Raw genomic sequence first — 16,695 nt, forward strand, 5'->3', positions numbered from 1 at the left:
AGGAGGTTAGAAGTTTGAGCATAGAAGTAACTGTTATCCTTCCCTCTTTCAACCGATATCCGCTGAACCAGCTTTCGCTTTATGCCCTGGAAAATCAGACATTTGATCTGTCAAAAATGGAAGTTATTTTCGTTGATGATGCTTCAACTGACGAAACACCTTCATTAAAAAACTACAAAGCGCCCTTTGCCTTTCGGTACATCAGAAATAATGAAAATTATGGCCGGTCAAAAACCAGGAATACAGGAATAAAAGAGGCGAAGGGGCAAATACTTATTTTCCTGGATGCGGAAGTTATCGTTGGTCCAGAATTTGTAAAAAACCATTATCAGCGGCATCTCACTCAAGAACCATTAGTGGTTACAGGAAAATATGTTAATAAGTTATATTCCTATTTATTTCCTGGATTTGACAAATACCAATTGAGAGACGTAAGAAAGCTCTCCAAAAACTCTGATTTTGCCAAGAGCCGGATCAAACCTGCAATGGAAACCGAAACCGGCCAGCCGGTCCAATTATTGTTTAAGCAAGATATCCTCTCTCTTCCGACAATAAAACAATTCTCAAAGCCTAAAACATATGAAGAAAAAATTGTCAGTGCCTTTAACGATAAGTTTCGCTTACCATGGATATCCTGCACGACATTAAATCATTCCGTAAGAAAATCACTGGTTGACTCAATCGGCGGTTTTGATGAAAGTTTTATAGGGCATGGGCTGGAGGACTATGAATACGGGTTTCGGCTTTACCAGGCAGGCGCCAGATTTTCCTATGATCCAAACATTTCTGTATACCATCAGGAGCATGCAAAGGAAGGAAATTGGTCTAAAAACAATATTAGAAATTTAATACTGTTTCAGCAAAAGCACCCCTTTATCGATGTTTATTTGCTTTCATTAGAGAAAATAGGAGTCCATGATTATACATTCATGGATAATATCATGTCAGATTATCAAACTATTATGCATAAATATCCGGATTTATATACCGGTTTTATAAAAGCACTTCAGGCTTTGCTAAGGCAAATTCCTTTGCTGAAATCTGACGATAAGCCGGTTACCAATTTGTTCACGGAATCAGGCATAGAAGATAACCTTGATTGGAAAAGCCGCATCGAGCTGGAATACCAATCTTTAAAGCACGAGGGCTTTGAACATGTAACAAAGCTCTATGATTTGCTGACTGGCCTATAAGTACAAGGAATTTTAACGAAGGGAGGTCCAATTTTATGTGTGAAGTCAGTATCATTATTCCATCTTATAACCGCTATCCCCTAAATCTCCTCACCCTCCGTTCCCTGGAAAAACAGACGTTTGATATGGACAAAATGGAAGTTATTCTGCTGGATGATGCGTCTACAGACAGCACGCCGCTGCTTAAAAGTTACCCAGCTCCCTTTCCCTATCATTACGTTCGAAATAAAACGAATATGGGACTCTCCCGAACTAGGAATATAGGTTATAAAATGGCGAAAGGAAATGTCATCATTTTTTTGGATGCAGAGGTTATTGTGGACAATGATTATGTAAAAAATCAATATGATTTACATTTAAAAAATCCTCAGTCCGTGATTGTTGCTAGAAATATATACAATCTTTATAGCTTCCTTTTTCCGAACTATGACTCCTCTCAGCTTAATGAAATGTCACAGCTGGCAAAGAACAGTACCTATTTAAATAAAAGGCTAAAAGAGATGCTGAAGCTAAGCAACGATGAACTCAACCTCCAAACAGCCATTGAAAAGATTACAGAGCCTCTTCAATTAATTCATGAGGAAGAGGTACTGAATTTGGCCAGCTTGAATCCATTTTGCATCCCTAGCCGATTTTTCAATGATTTTTATACGGAATTGGGAGACAATCTGGATAACTCCCATATTGCCTGGTGGGCCTTATTCGGGCTCAATCATTCTCTTAACAAAAATTTACTTGCCAAAGTAAACGGTTATGATGAAGATTTCCAGGGCTGGGGAATGGAAGACGTTGATTTCGCTTACCGATTATATAAGATAGGAGCAAAATTTGTCTTTGATCATAAATCTGCCCTATATCATCAAGAACATCCAGTAACGCCAAATAAAAAACAGGATGCTCAAAGGAATGGGCTTCTTTTTCAGCAAAAGCATCCAGCTTTTGAGGTCTATGTTCGTTCGTTAAAATTCTCCTTAAACCTGGATGCACAGTTCATTGGGCTGGTCTTTATGGAATATGAAGCCCTTAACCTAGATTATCCGGGACAGCATGAGGTATTTAAGGAGTCTATCTATTTATTGCTTCAGCAAAGGTATATTTTAAAAACAAATGGCAAAAAAGCCCGCAAACTGCTGAAAAACTCAGGCATTGCCGACTCCCCCGAAAAGAAAGACCGCCTTTTTTCAGACCGGGATACTGTAGAAGCTTATGGAAAATATCCTAATTTAGTTAAGCTGTTCGATCTAGTTGTCAGCAAATAATAGAAACGCGAAGGATTATCCTTCGCGCTTTCATTATTCTTTACCAATTTTCACAATCATTCTGCCGCGTGCTTGCCCTTTCAAAATTGTCTCAAGTGCTTCAGGCAGTTCTTCAAGGGTGATTTCCTTTTGAATATCCTCAAGCAGGTTTTCCGGTTTAAGGTCGGTTGCCATCCGGGTCCATAAGGGTTTGCGGACTTCCATTGGGCAATTGACTGAATCGATGCCCAGCAGGTTAACTGCACGAAGAATAAACGGGAAAACAGCCGTTGGCACTGCTGTACCGCCGGTTAAGCCGCTCACAGCAACAGAACCTCCGTAGCTGATCTTGCTTAAGATAGCCGCTAGTGATTCACCGCCGACCGGGTCTACTGCTGCTGCCCATAACTGTTTATCAAGAGCTTTTATTTTTCCGTTATATACTTCTTCACGTGATAAAATCTCTTTTGCCCCAATGTTACGCAGAAACTCATGTTCTGACTCTTTTCCTGTACTTGCTGCAATATGGTAACCTCTTTTGGCAAGCATAGCAACAGCAAGGCTGCCTACTCCTCCTGTTGCCCCAGTAACCAATACTGTACCCTTTTCAGGTGTTAAGCCGGCGTTTTCCAGCTGCTGAATCGATAAAGCCGCTGTAAATCCTGCAGTACCATAGACCATTGCTTCCTTTAATGTTATTCCATCTGGAAGCGGAACAATCCAGTCTGCGGGAATACGGGCAAACTCACTGTAGCCTCCAAAGTGGGAGACGCCAATTTCATAGCTTGTGGCAATGACTTTATCTCCTTCAGTGAATCGGGAGTCTGCTGAAGATACGACAACTCCAGCGAGATCAATGCCTGGCACAAATGGATAAGATCTGACAATGTTGCCGTTTGGTATGGATGCGAGGCCATCCTTATAATTGATGCTGGAATAAACAACCTTGACCACAACTTCACCCTCAGGCAAGTCGTCTAAGGTAATGTCCTTAAGATTAAGGGTAAAATCTTTTTCCGTTTTATCGACTACCAATGCTTTAAATTGCTGCACCAGGCTTCATCCTCCCCTGAAAAAAATAAATTAATGCTGATGATTATGCCAGCCCTTTGAACTGTTTGTTATTTCAAACCCCTCTTGAGGCATATAGAAATATTTGATCCAGACGCCATCAAGGAATTCTTCACGTTTATCAAGCAGGATATCAATGTCTTTGTCCGTTTTTACAATCTCATCATTTTCTGTCGGTTTATCAAGCACCACATCGTAGTGAGCATGGTCGCCGTGCATTTGGGAAATGATAACACGAATCATTTTCCCCTCCGCCTCTTCACTGGCCAGCATTTTCTTTAATTCCTTCGCTGCATTACGGTTAATTTTTACATTCATGTTGATTTCCTCCATTAATTACAATTTACTTTTTATTAGCAAAAGCCGTCAATACCACATGACAATCCTTCGGGAAAGTCATCGTTCTTTTGTTTTTCAATCTCTTCATCAATGATGGCAGTTAATCTTTCTTTTGAAAGAATTCCGGCAATTTTTGTTTCTCCGATGATAAAGGTCGGAACTGCCTGGATATCGGCCTCATTATATGCATGTTCGAGCGCACTTTCGTGCGCTTCCTTATATTTCCTGTGAATCAGAGCATCGTTGAATTCACCTTTATCCAGACCAATTTCTCCAGCGAGCTCAGTAAGTACCGTTAAATCACCAATATCCTGTTCCTCCTGAAAAAACGCCCTTAGCATCCGGTCGTTGTATTCATTGCCTTTACCTTTTTCCTTGGCATATTGAAAGCCTTCAAATGCCAAGTGAGTGTAAGGCTGCGGTGAAACTTTCGGCAAAACAATGTCAATACCCATCCGTTCAGCCATTGGATAAACAGACTGTTTCCAAGTTGTTTGCAGATAATCCTCTTCTGGACGCAAGGTTTTATTCGGGTAAGGCCTCAATTCGAATGGCATCCAATCAATCTCGACATCCTTGCCCATCACGGCCTCTTCCAGCGGTTTTTCTGCCAGAAAACAGAACGGACATACATAATCCGAGTAAACCTTAATTTTTACTGTCATAGTGCAACCCTTCCATCTTTTTAAGAATAGATACTTCTCTTATACTCCTTTAACCATAGGATGTCTAACAAACTGCCTAATATGAAAAGAAGGGGCATGTCCCAGGCTCAGCTTGACAAAAGAGGCTAGTTTCAGACATTCAGAGCTAATGTAATAAAAAACAGCACCCCGGAGAGTGCTGTCATAAGAAGCAAAGTTTGGTTTTGGATAAATATACTCTCTAGGATTTTGCGTAAATTTCCTTCACCTGCTCACGCAGCTGGCGTTTCAGGAATTTACCGACTGATGTTTTCGGTATTTCATTCAAGAAAAGAACATCATCAGGAAGCCACCATTTTGCGAATTGAGGCGTTAAGAAATCCATAATGTCGTCCTTGGTTACTGAGTCCTTGTATTGTTCCTTCAGTACAATACAGGCAACCGGCCTTTCTGCCCACTTTTCATGCGGTACAGCAATTACGGCTGCTTCAAAAACGGCCTCATGCGCCATTAATGTATTTTCAAGATCAACTGATGAAATCCACTCGCCTCCGCTCTTGATCAGGTCTTTTGTCCGGTCGACAATTTTCACAAAACCTTCGTTATCAATGGTTACGACATCACCGGTATAAAGCCAGCCGTCCTGAAATGCTTCATCTGTCCTGTCATCCTTATAGTATTCAGAAGCGATCCATGGTCCTCTGATCAGGAGCTCTCCCATTTCCTTTCCGTCCGGCTTGACTTCTCCATCCTTTCCGACAACCTTGATTTCAATTCCCGGAACGACAACTCCCTGCTTTGCCTTTACATCATACTTTTCCTCATCGGATAACTCTTCCTGATAGCTTTTTAATGATGACGCAATAACGAGCGGACTTGTTTCGGTCATGCCATAAGCGTGCATGAAAGGAATCCCATGCTTCATCTCAAATGTTTTAATCATACCCTTTGGAGCAGCCGATCCTCCACAGATAACTGCCCTTAAGCTGCTTGTATCATACGAATTTTCTTCCAGCTCCTTCAGGAGGCCCAGCCAAATCGTGGGAACGCCTGCTGAGAGGGTTACTTTATGGTTTTCAATCAGCTCTGCCAGAATTTTCGGGGTAAAGTAAGGGCCTGGCAGCACCTGGTCAGTACCAAACCATACACCTGCAAATGGAAGGCCCCAGGCATTGACGTGAAACATAGGTACAACCGGCATTGAAACATCCTTTTCAGATAGTGCAGCCATATCTGCCAGTCCAAGCGCCATGCTATGAAGTACAATTCCGCGGTGGGAATAGACAACCCCTTTGGGATTCCCGGTAGTTGCAGATGTGTAGCACATTCCTGCCGGAGCATTTTCATCCAGGTCAGACACAAGTTCGAAGTCCGGATTCCCTTTTGAAATCAGATCTTCATAGTGAAAAACCGGTGACAAAGTTGTTTCCGGAAGTTCTCCGTCAGTCATAATGATATAACCCTTAACAGTAGTCAGGTTATCCTTAATCGCTTCCAGCAGCGGCACAATATCTGCATCCACGAGCAGCAATTTATCTTCTGCATGGTTAATAATATAGGCAATATGCTGCGGAGACAGTCTTATATTAATCGTATGGAGAACAGCACCTGAACACGGTATAGCAAAATACGCTTCTAAATGCCGATGATGGTTCCACGCTAGCGTGCCTATACGGTCTCCTGTTTGAATACCGAATTGTTCAAAGCAGCTGGCCAGTTTCCTGGTCCTTTCTGCTATTTGCTTATAGGTCAGAGTATGAATGCCCCCGTCTGTTCTTGATATAACCCTCTTCTTTTGAAAATATTTTTCAGCCCGCTCAATCATTTGTGTCATCAGCAATGGAGTGTTCATCATATTAAAGCCCTCCTTTTTGTAAGCGTTTACAAAATATATATGATTCTTTTATACTACATGATTCGATACTTCTGTAAAAAAACCTTTTTTATTATTAAATTTTCTAAAAATTGAATGTTTGCTTATTTAGCTGGGAAAAGGGAATAGTATTGTTTGAAGACTGACCTTTAGGAGGACCAGTATGAGTTTAATTCCCCAAAACATTACATCCTGTTTCAGCGAATACGACGAACTGAAACAAGTTATTTTATGCCCGCCAGAATTCATGACGATCAGGGATGTTATCAATGAAACCCAAAAGCATTTTAAGAATGAAGGCATCCATATTGAGACGGCCTTAAAGCAGCATAATAACTTTGTTGAAACGCTTAAGGCTCATGGAGTTGAAACCATCCTGCTGCCGGCGCACAGTAAATATCCGGAACAGGTTTTCACCAGGGATATCGGCTTTACACTAGGGAATGTCATTTATGTTGCGGATATGGCAGCGCCTATCCGTCAGGGTGAAGAGGCTGAATTAAAAAATTGGCTTGAGAGAAATTCCATTTCGTATTTCAAATTGTTAGAAGATGTTATTGAAGGCGGAGACGTCATGATTGATGGAAATACCATTTTTATAGGTATCAGCAACCGCACTAATGAAGATGCAATCCGCCATCTTCAGACTTTGCTTGTTGAGCATGAAGTAATCCCCATTCCATTCACAGCAACTTATCTTCATTTGGACTGTGTTTTTAACATCATATCTCCGACAGAGGCACTGATATTTCCGGGAGTAATTCGAAAGGAAGAAGCGGACTTGCTTGCCTTCCGCTATGACTTGATTGAAGTAACGGAAGAAGAGCAATTTACACTCGGCACCAATGTACTTTCAATCGGAAACAAGAAAATAATCAGTTTGCCTGTAAACAAAGGCGTCAATAAGCAGCTGCGGGAGCGCGGATATGAAGTAATTGAGGTTGACATTACTGAAATTATTAAATCAGGGGGCTCTTTCCGCTGTTGTACTTTGCCGATTTTCCGAAAAAGGCCCGATGAAGATTAACATTTCTAAACACAAGATCCCAAGTGAGTTGCTCACTTGGGATTTTACGCGAAGCATTGTAAAGGTTTTAAGAACGAGCTTCCGAAACATTCGAAACCCTTTCGAAGCCAGCGAAGAAAAGGACTTCCGAAACGCTCGGAACCTTTTTCATACCCATTAAAACCCTGCAATACTATTCAGTTTTACCCGCAACCTGTTTCTTATTATGCTCATGAACATTTTTCAGACCTTCATAAAACCTGTATTTGTTTTTCAATACCTCCTCGATATCTTGTCCCTCTTGAGTCAGTGACTGAAGATATTGAATCGAAAATTCTACCCTATCCCTTATTTCATTCTTGGTGTCAGCAGTATTACCGTGTCCCGGAACCAAAATCAATATATTATCCTTCTCAAGAATGGTTATTGTTTTTTTCATAGTATCCATGTAAGCTTCCCAGCTATCATAGATAAACGGAAATTCAACATCTGATAAATAGTCGCCAGCAAGCAGAATACCGTATTGACTGATCACTGTATAGATTCCGTCAGCAGTATGGCCTGGTGCTTTGTAAAAAGTTAGCGAGACACCGTCCAATTCAATCGCTTCTCCATCAGCTGCAACTGTAATATCCACGTCAGGATAATCGTGATCATAAGATCTCGTCAGGTACCTGCCTTGATCAAATTTAATTACTTGTTCTATTACTTGCTGCTTATCTTCAAGGTTAGCAAACTCCTCAGAAGCAATCACTTTTGCATCCGGAAAGGCACCATAACCGATGATGTGGTCGAAATCACTGTGGGTAAAGATCAGATACAGATTCCTTCCATTTCTCCTAGCCTCAACGTATTGCCGGATTTCTTCCACCTCAGAGGGCAGCCAGTTAGGGTCTGTTAAAAACATTGCCGCTTCTGTTTCTACCAGGGCAGACGTAGTCATGTACAGTTCGCTTTGAAATACAGTCAGTATATTATTCTGGTATTGAATCATCTTTATCCCCCATTTTTCTTCCCAATACTATCATCCTACCTGACCGTTGATTATAAAACATCATAATTATAGTTTTCTTGGGAATTCATTAAGGAATTTAATGCGCTTACTAAGCTTAGCTGCTTCCTTTTCCATTTGTTTGATGGTATCACTATTTCTGAACTGTTCCAGCTCAAGCCCCTGTTTTACATACTTGTAATAGCGTTTTGGGAGATGCAGCATTGCTTTTAAAATCTGCAATTCATCTTCAGTAATTGGATTAATTTTATGGTATTCTTCCAGGATGGTATAGGTGAGATTAATATCCCATTTAGCACGATCCATGACTTTTCGGATAAAATAAGCCAAATCCAAGATCCTCAAATTTTGGGCACAGAGGTCAAAGTCGATAACGTACAAGTCTCCGTCCGTTGCTTTAATAAAGTTATGGTATGCAAAATCCCCGTGAACAAGGCCCTTTTCAGCCATTGCCCGATTCATGGCTTTTTCATATGATGATTGTTTTAACAGTGCCAAGCCCTCTTCTGCCATATTTGTCATTGGTTCTGCCGTTTGAAAGAAAGCAGATTCAAATTTCGATAACGGCTGTTGCTTTATATCTGCATAAAATGATTTCAACTCTTTCACTATAAATTCATAATCCTTGATTCCCTGCTCCCACATTGCAGGCACCTTCGCTTTTGAAGAAGGTGTGAAACCAAGTGAGGAAAGGTGAAAGTTTGCCTGCATTTCCATCATGGTTTTTAGCTGTTCCGAATCCTTTACATCACTTTCCTTTCCATTAATCCATTGATTTATATAATAATAGCTTCCGTCGGCTGATTTTACATATGGCTGACCGTTTGAAGCAGGCAGCCACCGCGATTGATGCTGATACCCTTTTTCCCATAGGTATTCTTGTGCTTCATATATAAAATTTAGTTTTTCAGGAGTAAAGTTCACTTTCTTAAGCGCATAAGTACCTTTGCTTGTCTCAATTTTGACAACAGCACGAACTTGCTTTGCGTTCAAAACGTTCAGTCCCCAGTTTTTCTGGAGCTGTGCCGCAGATATAAAATCTTCTAGGCTGTTATCAATATCTTTTTCGCCGTTCGCCACTTTTATCTCAACCCCTTTATCATTCATTACTATCATATGTAATGGCTAAAAGAGTTTCGTGAGGCAAATGACGAGGGCAAGTACACATATTACGAACAAAACGGAAGTCCAAATATCTTCAATATTATAGGTATATTTAACTCGATGATCTGCCACAGAAAAAAGAACGATGCAAAGAAAAACATCGCTCTGAACTATCAAAGCTTTCTAATTTTCCAGAACAGTGTCATTGTTCCTCCAACTTCTCTATTTGTTCTACAGGTACCAAATAATCCGCATATTGCCGGATTACATATGATTTTAATATTTTTAGGTTTGGGATTTTTTCTCCTAGCAGATCAGCTTTTAATAGAATTTCAGGTTCATTAATTCCAAGTAAGGTACGCATCCCTGTCGTGCTGCTGAATCTTGGATTAATTTCAAAAATAACCGGCTTACCTTTCAAAAGGCGAAGCTGAAAGTTGCATGGGCCAGTCAGATGTAGAGATTTGGCGACTTGCTTGCACAATTCCGTAATTTCCGGATAGTAATCCGACTTGGCAGCGATTGTGATGCCATCCTGCAGCCTTCTGTTTAATGCAATAGCTGATAAAATCTCCCCATTGGTTCCGCAGCAAATTCCCACCGTAAATTCGTTTTGGTCATCCGGCAAATACTGCTGAATAATCATATCATTCTTACCTGGAAGGAGCTGATGCAAATTACTTAAATCGGGTGCCACATGAACATCTTCCGATCCCTTGCCGCGCCTTGGCTTCAAAATAACCGGAAAGCCAACATTATTAAGAAATGATTCAATCTGGTCCTTATCTTCCGGATAACGGATCGTTTTTGGGTATTGAAAATATCGTTCTTTAAGAAAATTCACCGTTTTCCATTTATCGCTGCAAATGGAGTAAACTTCTGCCGTGTGGGTAAATACTTTGGCCCCGGTTTCACTTTCAATGGCCGATTTATACTGGCTGTAAAAAGGAAGCTCCTGTGAGGAGGCGATAAAAATCGCATGAATGTTTTCTTTATGGATGATTTGAAACAATCTTTTCAAATAAGACTGCTCCTCCTTAACCGGCGGTACAAGATAGCCGCGATGTGCTAGATGGAGCCCCAGAGTATGGGCATGGATATCAATTGCCACCAGATGGAGAGATAATGTGGATTTGAGCAACGATTGAATAATGGCTGAACCATAAAGCGAACCCGACCCAGTTATCAATACATTTAATTTATTCATAAATCACCTGTTTAGGTAAAAGTTCCTTACTTTTTGGGCCGCAGTTAAAAAGTAAATCAATAGCGGTTAGATTGGGGATAAAATCTCCCCATAGCTGCCTGTAAACTGGGTGTTCAAATTCCTGGTATACCAGACGGATTTGATTTCTCTCGAATTTCATCTCATCATTATAAGCTTTGGCCCCAACTCCCGATAAATAAACTGTTGCCTCTAAGGCTTTGCAGATGCTGATAATCCTGTCTCCTTTTTTCCCTTCAATCCCTCGAATTTCTGAAGAACGCAGCATTGGAGTATGGATTTCAAATACTGTGCGGATAGCCTCGATGAGCTGCAGATTAAAATCTGCCAGGCTGAGCTTCGGACTTTCGTATATGGAAAGAAATAAATCGTGATATTGTTTCCAAAAAGGAGCTCTTGCATAGCTCCTTTGGAGGGATTTCCAGTGTTTTTGCGGCCATTTTTCTTCGTGAAAGATGGTTACATCTTTAATGGGAGCTTTTTTCTGAGCTAATGGAACCGTTAGCATTAGTGGTCCGTCCGGCCCTTTTATTTTGTTCTTATTCGTAATGGCTGTTTTGGAAAGTGGAACATCATCCAGGATCACAAATAAATCACAGGAGAACATTTTGTGGAAATACCCACACCATGGCAAGTAGTTTGGCTGATGAACGGCAACAATCACCCGCCATCACCCCCGAATGTTTCTTGAATTTTTTTTGCCATCCTAATGTTCGTCTTATGCCCCGTCCGTATTCCGATAAAATGCCCTTTTACAGACATGCCAATAGTGGCTAGGTCTCCCAGAAGGTCGACGAGTTTATGCCTGGCTGGCTCATTTTCCCACCGTAGCTTTTCAGCAGTGCCACCCGATAGCACAAGGCATTGGTCCATCGCATTTCCAATTAATTTCGCAACCTGGCTATATTCAAAATCCATGATATACGATCTGGCTGCGGAAAGCTCAGAAACAAAGTCTAAACCGCCAGTCAAGCGGTAATGCGCCAACTGGGTTGGCAGCTGTCTGCCTGGATAATCAAGTAAATAAGTAAAAACCGGCTGCTGGGAGGGTAAGGCGATCAATATGCTTTCGTAGCGTTCTCCTTCATAGATAAAGGAGTCAAAAACCCATTGAGGTTCGGTTATTTTCAGGGTGCTTTTCGGCAGGCTTTGATTGACCGGTTCCGCCTGAATGAGGGCGTTGACAAAAGCCTCGCTGCTGAATTGGCTAACAACCGGGATATGCGGGCTATCCATATGCACTTTAACATTATCAATGCCTAACCCCGCGACTGCAGCCAATAGATGTTCCGTATGTTCTATTCGAATAGTATCTTTCACCAGGGAGGTCCACCTGGAATCTGTGCGTGCGTATTCAGACCGGCATTCCACCTCAGGGTGTCCCGGAAGGTCATCTCGGATAAAAACGACACCTGAATTCGGTGGAGCTGGAGAAAAGGTTACTTTTGTCTGATATTCTCCCGTAATGGACATACCACTGCATTGCACTTTATGATTTATCGTTTTTTGCATGGCGATCACAACCTTAGACAGAGGAATTTCTTACAACCTTCAATATTTCTTCAGCACGATGCCTGTAAGTGTGATGTTTGTAGACTTCCTGTTGGCCCGCTAGTGCGATCATTTTTCTTTCCTCTTCATGTGCGAGATAATAATCAACCAATTCCAGCGTTTCTTCAGGGGAACCGGAACAAGCCAAATGTTTTCCTGGAATAAATGTTTCTTTTATAGCAGCAGTGAAGGGCCCCAATAAGAATCCCCGGGCACCGAGCACTTCAAATGTCCGGGAATTTAATTCGGTAAATGTATTTTGAAATCCAAGCACGATTTTAGCGGAGCTATAAACATCGTTTGTATCTAGATATGGCAGTTTACTTCTCAGTAATTCCGATGGTACATTAAAACCTATGATTTGAGGATCAACCTTTCCCCAGCGTTCTCCCCAAATTGCAACATTATATCCCTTTTCTATTAAGGGTTTCAAAAGAATCTGCACACTTTTTTTTCGGAATGATTTCCACTTGACTCCTGCTGTTGCGACAACGGCAATGTCACAGGAAAATTGCTCCTTATGTTCTCCAGGCTTATGGAATTCAGGGTTGCATGCCCAGGTCAGGTGGTGGGCTGAATACCCTAAGTCTTGATAATAAGAAACCGAAGCGCGGTCAATCGTAAAGATATAATCAGGCCGGGTAGACTCAATATAATAAAGGGACCATTCTTCCCTCCAGCGGGGGTCTTCTGTCGCCCAATAGGCATGCTTTATCTTATATTTTTTCAATAGACTGTGAAGAATTCCAAGCTTCCTGCCACTATGGATTTTTGTCCATCCTGTCGTCACCGCCAGATCGGGTTGAAATTCAGTTAATGTTTTTTCGAGTTCTGCTTCATTTATATCGTTCAAAACTTTGACCTGGCAGCCTGCCTTTTCAAAGCCTGAGGGCAGTCCCAAAACATACTGTTTAGCAGCTTCCAGAAATAATATTTTCATGCGAATCACCCACTAATTATAAATTTAACCTGTAGGCTTCTCGTAAAATTCCACGTCCACCAAACCCTTCTTTAAATCTGAACAAGCCACTATTAACAATTGTTCCTTTGCTTTCAGTGGAAATGCCCCAATCTACATAATGAAATCCTTCCTGCATTCCAAACTTAACAAGCTCAAAAAACACCAAATTTAACGGCCGCAAGTGCTGGTATTCATTGTCATGGCAGATATAAAAACAATTAATTACCCTGCTGTTAAGCAAAAAAACAACCACACCTGCAATCATTCTTCCATCATAAAAAGCGGCAAACAGTTTGATTTTATTCGGAAACCTCTCAATTAAATCAAGCACCTCTGTATAAGTATGCGTCGGCTGGGCTTGATGCTTCTCTTTTAAGTTTTTCTCAAGGATCTCCCAATAACTTAAGAAGTCCTTTGACTCGTGAATTGTAACACCCTTGCTTAAAGCTTTGTTTTTATTTCTGATCGTTTTTTTATCCATGTTTTGTTCTGCAATGCTTATATCCTTCAGCGGTAGCGCCGTAGCCAGTTCTGAAATCGTAGAAGCAAAGCCGTTGTACCGCAGGGAAAAATCAATCTCGTCACAATTCCAGGAATGGTAGATGCGCGGAACCATCTTCAGTTCAATCGCATTAAAACCAAGAGAACGACAGTGTTCCATCAACATCGGAATTAACTCCAAGGCGTCTGAGGTATCAAATATGTGATTAACGATGATCCCACCGTGAGACGCACCTGGATAAGAACAAAATACGGGATTATCACCTTCGTTTTTGACCGCGGCTGGAATAACAGCGATAAGCCGTTCCTGGCCATCATAAACCATTGTAGAACAATCCTCGAATTTTCCGGCAGGGTGATAGTTTAAAAATGTCCGCTGCTGCATAAAGGTGCCGTTCCTAGAGTTCTGGACAAAGTCCTCCCAAATCGTATGAAGATCATCGGAATAAGTTATTAGTTTCACTTTTTATCACCCTCCAATAACATTCATAGTTCAAAAAGGTAAGATACTCTATTCAAAAAGACCCTCTAGAGTGACAATTTTAGAAATTATAAATCAAACATTAATCAAGGCTAATTGCTCACCCGAACCCAATCCGATTCATAGCTTATGGTGTAGGCTTTTCGGTAATAAAACAATTAAAAGAAAGGATGGAAAAAATGCCTCCAAAAAAACCAAAACCTCCAAAACCACCAATACCGCATCATTCAAAGCCAAAACCGCATCATTCAAAGCCAAAGCCTAACCACCGAAAGCGGCCGCCAGGTCCACCCCCTTCTAACGCGGATTAGTAACAGGGAGACACAATAATTTGTACTAGTACTGATGAGAATGAAACTATAAAGAGGGGCGAGAGAATGATTCCTCTTGTTGATTTAAAAACCGAATATGAAGAGTTGAAACTCGAAATTAACCAGGTAATTAAGGAAGTGCTTGAAAGCAGCCAATTTATTTTAGGAGCGAAGGGAAAGGAACTTGAGGATAATATCTCCAGCTATGTCGGTACAGCGTATGGAATTGGAGTGGCCAATGGAACTGATGCATTGCTATTAAGCTTGGAAGCTTTAAAAATTGGACCCGGGGACGAAGTGATTACAACTCCCTTTACCTTTTTTGCTACTGCAGAGGTCATTTCTAGAGTGGGTGCAACTCCTGTTTTCGTGGATATTGATCCTCTGACCTATAATATTGATGCTGCCTTGATTGAACCCGTTATTACAGGAAGAACCAAGGCCATAATCGTAGTTCATTTATTCGGCCAGGCTGCGGACATGGACGCTATTTTGAAAATCTCCCGCAAGCATAATCTCCGGGTGATTGAGGATGCATGCCAAGCAATTGGGGCTGGTTATAAAGGCAAAAAAGTGGGATCATTCGGCGACACTGGATGTTTTTCTTTTTTTCCCTCAAAAAATTTAGGTGCTTATGGTGATGGGGGAATGATCGTAACCAAAAGCCAAAATTTACGCCTGGAAATTGAAACATTGCGGAACCATGGAAGTGCCAAACGATATGTCCATACCAAAATCGGCTTAAACAGCCGTCTGGATGAAATTCAGGCTGCCATCCTGAGCGTCAAATTCAAAAGAATAGATGAATGGAATAATAAACGAATAAAAAAGGCAGCGGAATACAGCAGGAAATTATCTAAATTCGTTCATGTTCCTTTTGTGGCTGAAAAGAGACAGCATGTTTTTCATCAATATTGTATCGAGACAACACAGAGAGAGAAATTGGCCGATTTTCTCCAACAAAAAGAAATTGCTACCGGCATTTATTACCCTGTCCCGCTGCATCTTCAGCAAGTCTTTAATCAACTGGGATATAACAAAGGAGACTTTCCTGTTTCGGAAAGTGCGTCTAAGTCCATTCTGGCCCTGCCAATGAATCCTATGATGACAGATGCACAGCAGAGCCAAGTCATATCGGCAATCGAAGAATTCTTCGGTGATCAAGTATGAGCACTTTAAAAATAGGAATAGCTGGCGTAGGCAGTATGGGCTTTAACCATTGCAAGGTTGTTCAGAAGATGAAAAACATACAATTTATCGGCGTTTATGATATTGACCGGAATAGAAGCTTGCAAATTTCCAAAACATTTTCGGTCCCATTTTTTTTATCATATGATGATCTCATTAATGCGGCCGATGCTGTAATTATTGCAGTTCCAACATCCTTGCATTATTCATTAACCAGAAGGGCTATTGAAAAAGGAAAGCATGTATTGGTTGAAAAACCATTTGTCTCCTCCATGGATGAAGCCAAGCAAATAGTCAAAATGGCAGAAGAAGCGTCAGTCATTGTACAGGTTGGCCATATCGAACGCTTTAATCCAGCTTTTATATGGCTATCAGATAACATTAATCCTCAAGATATGATATCAATTGAGGCACGAAGGCTGGGAGTTCCAAACCGGTATATTGATACAGATGTGATTCTCGATGTCATGATCCATGATATTGATATCATGATGCAATTAATGAACAGCCCTCTTTCCTCAGTATCTGGCGTCGGTTACTACAAGGAAAACAATAAGCAACTAGAAGCTGCCTCTGCATTGCTTTCGTTTCAAAACGGTTGTTTTGCATCTCTGCTGTCCAGCCGCCTCGCATTGGAAAAAAAGAGAAGCATTTATGTAACAGAAAAAACTAGGTTCCTTAAATCTAATTTATTAACAAAAGAAATAACTATTCACCACAAAACCCTACCTACACAGGATAATATTCTTCCCCCACAACATTCACATATCATTGAAAATGTTTCCATTTCTAATACAGAACCTTTATACGAGGAAATTAAACATTTTCTACATTCCATCCAATCGATGCAGTCCCCTATGGCAGGCGTGCAAGAAGCAGCTAAAGTTCTGGAAGTAGCCTTGAAAATTAAGGAACAAATTGAAAATAACCAATAGTAATCAGGATTGGCAATCTAAATGCTTTTTTATTGGATACGGGGTGTCAGGCTTCTTCGCTC

General features: G+C 41.0%; 16 protein-coding genes. 5 read left to right on the plus strand and 11 right to left on the minus strand.

Going from position 1 to position 16,695, the window contains the following annotated elements:
• Positions 1–14 precede the first annotated feature (14 nt).
• Together CVD28_RS11115 and CVD28_RS11120 are read left to right on the plus strand one after the other, a co-directional pair.
• On the plus strand, positions 15–1,193 hold the full coding sequence (locus tag CVD28_RS11115; protein WP_101592453.1) for a glycosyltransferase family 2 protein: 1,179 nt from the start codon (positions 15–17) through the stop codon (positions 1,191–1,193).
• Positions 1,194–1,228: 35 nt separating this feature from the next.
• Positions 1,229–2,452, plus strand: a complete 1,224-nt coding sequence (locus CVD28_RS11120; protein ID WP_101592454.1) for a glycosyltransferase family 2 protein — start codon at positions 1,229–1,231, stop codon at positions 2,450–2,452.
• A gap of 33 nt (positions 2,453–2,485) precedes the next feature.
• Here the strand turns inward: CVD28_RS11120 and CVD28_RS11125 are convergent, their stop codons facing one another.
• The 4 genes from CVD28_RS11125 to CVD28_RS11140 all read right to left on the minus strand — a co-directional run bounded on the left by CVD28_RS11125 (position 2,486) and on the right by CVD28_RS11140 (position 6,340).
• The gene (locus CVD28_RS11125; RefSeq protein WP_101592455.1) at positions 2,486–3,484 is read right to left on the minus strand and encodes an NADPH:quinone oxidoreductase family protein; all 999 of its coding nucleotides are present in this window, start codon (positions 3,482–3,484) and stop codon (positions 2,486–2,488) included.
• A 30-nt stretch (positions 3,485–3,514) separates the two neighbouring features.
• Positions 3,515–3,820: a heme biosynthesis protein HemY gene (locus CVD28_RS11130; RefSeq protein ID WP_101592456.1), complete on the minus strand. Its 306-nt coding sequence runs from the start codon at positions 3,818–3,820 to the stop codon at positions 3,515–3,517.
• Positions 3,821–3,855: 35 nt separating this feature from the next.
• Positions 3,856–4,506 (minus strand): DsbA family oxidoreductase, encoded by a 651-nt coding sequence (locus CVD28_RS11135; protein ID WP_101592457.1) that lies wholly within the window; start codon positions 4,504–4,506, stop codon positions 3,856–3,858.
• Positions 4,507–4,726: 220 nt separating this feature from the next.
• A complete protein-coding gene (locus tag CVD28_RS11140) occupies positions 4,727–6,340 on the minus strand; it encodes a long-chain fatty acid--CoA ligase (RefSeq protein WP_101592458.1) in 1,614 nt (537 codons plus the stop codon).
• 181 nt (positions 6,341–6,521) lie between these two features.
• On the opposite strand from CVD28_RS11140, the gene CVD28_RS11145 reads away from it, so the two are divergent.
• A complete protein-coding gene (locus CVD28_RS11145; RefSeq protein ID WP_101592459.1) occupies positions 6,522–7,385 on the plus strand; it encodes a dimethylarginine dimethylaminohydrolase family protein in 864 nt (287 codons plus the stop codon).
• A gap of 172 nt (positions 7,386–7,557) precedes the next feature.
• Here CVD28_RS11145 and CVD28_RS11150 read toward each other — a convergent pair whose 3' ends face one another.
• The 7 genes from CVD28_RS11150 to CVD28_RS11180 all read right to left on the minus strand — a co-directional run bounded on the left by CVD28_RS11150 (position 7,558) and on the right by CVD28_RS11180 (position 14,181).
• Positions 7,558–8,358 carry an MBL fold metallo-hydrolase gene (locus CVD28_RS11150; protein ID WP_101592460.1) on the minus strand — a complete coding sequence of 267 codons (801 nt, stop codon included), beginning with the start codon at positions 8,356–8,358 and terminating at the stop codon, positions 7,558–7,560.
• 66 nt (positions 8,359–8,424) lie between these two features.
• Positions 8,425–9,456 (minus strand): CotS family spore coat protein, encoded by a 1,032-nt coding sequence (locus tag CVD28_RS11155; protein WP_180954119.1) that lies wholly within the window; start codon positions 9,454–9,456, stop codon positions 8,425–8,427.
• Between the two features lie 226 nt (positions 9,457–9,682).
• The gene (locus CVD28_RS11160) at positions 9,683–10,687 is read right to left on the minus strand and encodes an ATP-grasp domain-containing protein (protein WP_101592462.1); all 1,005 of its coding nucleotides are present in this window, start codon (positions 10,685–10,687) and stop codon (positions 9,683–9,685) included.
• Positions 10,680–11,369 carry a WbqC family protein gene (locus CVD28_RS11165; RefSeq protein WP_101592463.1) on the minus strand — a complete coding sequence of 230 codons (690 nt, stop codon included), beginning with the start codon at positions 11,367–11,369 and terminating at the stop codon, positions 10,680–10,682. Before CVD28_RS11165 ends, CVD28_RS11160 begins: the two co-directional genes overlap by 8 nt.
• Positions 11,366–12,217, minus strand: coding sequence for a UDP-3-O-acyl-N-acetylglucosamine deacetylase (locus CVD28_RS11170; protein WP_101592464.1), 852 nt, complete (start codon positions 12,215–12,217; stop codon positions 11,366–11,368). Before CVD28_RS11170 ends, CVD28_RS11165 begins: the two co-directional genes overlap by 4 nt.
• Positions 12,218–12,230: 13 nt before the next feature.
• Entirely contained in the window at positions 12,231–13,196 is a 966-nt protein-coding gene (locus CVD28_RS11175; protein WP_101592465.1) for a CgeB family protein, read from the minus strand.
• A gap of 16 nt (positions 13,197–13,212) precedes the next feature.
• Complete coding sequence (locus CVD28_RS11180) at positions 13,213–14,181, minus strand: GNAT family N-acetyltransferase (RefSeq protein WP_101592466.1); 969 nt, start codon at positions 14,179–14,181, stop codon at positions 13,213–13,215.
• Between the two features lie 395 nt (positions 14,182–14,576).
• On the opposite strand from CVD28_RS11180, the gene CVD28_RS11185 reads away from it, so the two are divergent.
• Both CVD28_RS11185 and CVD28_RS11190 read left to right on the plus strand, forming a co-directional pair.
• Positions 14,577–15,680: a DegT/DnrJ/EryC1/StrS family aminotransferase gene (locus CVD28_RS11185; RefSeq protein ID WP_101592467.1), complete on the plus strand. Its 1,104-nt coding sequence runs from the start codon at positions 14,577–14,579 to the stop codon at positions 15,678–15,680.
• Entirely contained in the window at positions 15,677–16,633 is a 957-nt protein-coding gene (locus CVD28_RS11190; RefSeq protein ID WP_101592468.1) for a Gfo/Idh/MocA family protein, read from the plus strand. The genes CVD28_RS11185 and CVD28_RS11190 overlap by 4 nt, the downstream gene beginning before the upstream one ends.
• Positions 16,634–16,695 lie beyond the last annotated feature (62 nt).

The sequence above is a fragment of the Bacillus sp. M6-12 genome, from assembly GCF_002860285.1.
In the GTDB taxonomy this organism is placed as follows: Bacteria; Bacillota; Bacilli; order Bacillales; family DSM-1321; genus Peribacillus.